Source organism: Yoonia sp. (assembly GCF_042093035.1).
Lineage (GTDB): Bacteria > Pseudomonadota > Alphaproteobacteria > Rhodobacterales > Rhodobacteraceae > Yoonia.
The window spans coordinates 1,571-3,907 of sequence record NZ_JBELFI010000170.1 but is presented as its reverse complement, the minus strand read 5'-3'; the positions used below and the strand labels follow the sequence as shown (position 1 = coordinate 3,907).

1 protein-coding gene and 1 pseudogene are annotated in these 2,337 nt (G+C 61.2%); one reads left to right on the top strand and one right to left on the bottom strand.

Annotated elements, in window-relative coordinates; all coding sequences use genetic code 11:
• Nucleotides 1-1,945 (top strand): primosomal protein N' (locus tag ACFDSS_RS14000; RefSeq protein ID WP_375256335.1); only part of this gene is annotated, 1,945 nt, incomplete at its 5' end.
• Nucleotides 1,946-1,992: 47 nt separating this feature from the next.
• On the opposite strand, the pseudogene ACFDSS_RS13995 reads toward ACFDSS_RS14000, so the two are convergent.
• A pseudogene (locus tag ACFDSS_RS13995) lies at nucleotides 1,993-2,337 on the bottom strand (thymidine kinase); the annotation flags it as partial.

The following is a 2,337-nucleotide window of genomic DNA, read 5'->3' as shown; positions in this document are numbered from 1 at the left end:
CTTTTTGATGCGGGCCGCCGAATATACGCTGACGCCGCTCAGCGCGATGTTGCGCCTGGCCACGCGTGCGCCGGGGTTGGGGGATGCGCAATCCATGCGCAGGGTATACCGGTTGGGCGACGAAACGCCGGACCGGATGACCGACGCGCGCGAAAAAGTGCTCGCGGTCCTGCGCGACTATGGCGGTTTGTCATTCACCTTGGGCGAAGTGGCAGAAATGGCGGGGGTGGGGACATCCGTTGTGAAAGGGTTGGTCAAGCTTGGCGCGGTGACGGAGCAACAGGCGCCGCGCGATATGCCTTATCCAAGGCTGGATCCCGACTATGGGGGGAAAACGCTTAGCGACGATCAGGCGGCGGGCGCCGCGGCACTTCGGGCCAATCTGCGCGGCGATACCTATGGGACGACCTTGCTCAAAGGTGTGACGGGATCTGGTAAGACGGAAGTCTATCTTGAAGCCGTGGCAGAATGTCTGCGGATGGGACGACAGGCGCTTGTGCTGTTGCCAGAGATCGCTTTGTCGGGTGAGTTTATCAACCGGGTTGAGGCCCGCTTCGGCATGAAGCCTGCTGAATGGCATTCCGGCGTGACCATGACAGAGCGACGGCGGTGCTGGCGGATGGTGGGACAAGGTGACGCGCAACTGGTTGTCGGCGCCCGCTCGGCGCTGTTTTTGCCATATCGGAACTTGGGTCTGATCGTCGTGGATGAGGAACATGACACCTCGTACAAACAAGAGGACGGCGTGCTTTACAACGCCCGCGACATGGCCGTCTTGCGGGCGGCGATCAATGGCGCACAGGTCGTCCTGGCCTCTGCGACACCAAGCCTTGAGAGCTGGGCAAATGCGGATACAGGCAAATACAAACGGTTTGAACTGACAACGCGGTTTGGCGAGGCAGTGATGCCCAAGATGACCGCCATCGACATGCGCGCGGAGGATTTGCCGGGGGCGACTTGGGTGTCTCGGACTTTGCAGCGTGCCATGCAGGATCGGCTTGATAAGGGTGAACAATCGCTGATTTTTCTGAACCGGCGTGGCTATGCGCCGATCACGCTCTGCCGGGCTTGCGGGCATCAGATTGGTTGCGATCACTGCGATGCGCGGATGGTTGAGCACCGGTTTCTGAAGCGGCTCATGTGTCACCAATGCGGTGAAACGAAACCGATGCCGACGCAATGCCCGAGCTGTGCTGCGGAAGACAAGCTCAGCGCCGTCGGGCCGGGTGTAGAGCGGATGGGCGAAGAGGTTGCAGCGCTTTTCCCGGACGCGCGCATCGCGGTCCTGTCTTCTGATCTTTATGGCTCGGCGCGGGCGATGAAGGCGCATATCGAAGAGATTGCACAAGGCGGTACCGATATCATCATTGGCACGCAATTGGTCGCGAAGGGGCATAATTTTCCGTTCCTGACGTTGGTGGGCGTGATTGATGCAGATCTCGGTTTGCAAGGGTCCGACCTGCGCGCGGCAGAGCGGACATTCCAGCTCATGCGGCAGGTTGCTGGTCGCGCTGGCCGTGCTGAAACGCCAGGTGAGGCATTGTTGCAGACCTATCAGCCGGACCATGCGGTGATCCGCGCGATCTTGGCGGGCGATGAGGAAGGTTTCTGGAAGGCGGAAGCCGGCGAACGCAAGGCGGCGGGCGTGCCGCCCTATGGACGCATGGCCGGGATCATTCTGAGCAGTCCCAATGTGCAGGAGGTCTTTGATCTGGGCGCAGAGATGGCGCGGCGCGATGGCCCGTTGCGTCAGATCGGCGCGCAGGTTTTTGGCCCCGCACCCGCCCCGATTGCACGGGTGCGCGGGCGGCATCGCGTCAGGTTGTTGGTCAAGGCGGACAAGGCCGCCCCCTTGCAGCAGGCGCTGGCGCAATGGGTCAGGCAGTTTCACCTGCCGTCGAATTTGCGCCTCGCGATCGATATTGACCCGCAGAGCTTTTACTAGCGGGCAGGTGCCTCCGGCGGGAGTTTTCAGGCCAAGATGAAGGGCGTTCAGATGCGATTGGGGTCGGCGTCGTCGCCCATTTCCGCGCGCCAATGGCGGCGGCAGAGTGAGACGTAGCGTTCATTGCCGCCGACAACGATTTGATCGCCTGCGGCCAGAACATGGCCTTGCTCATCCTTGCGCACCACCATGGTTGCCTTCTTGCCGCAATGACAGATTGTGCGTACTTCGCGCATTTCATCTGCCAGTGCCAGCAATGATGCGGAGGCCGGGAACAGCCGCCCACGGAAATCGACACGCAGGCCGTAAGTCATCACAGGCACATTGAGGTCGTCCACCACGCGCGCCAGTTGCCAGACATGATCGGGGGTCATGAAATGCGCCTCATCAAG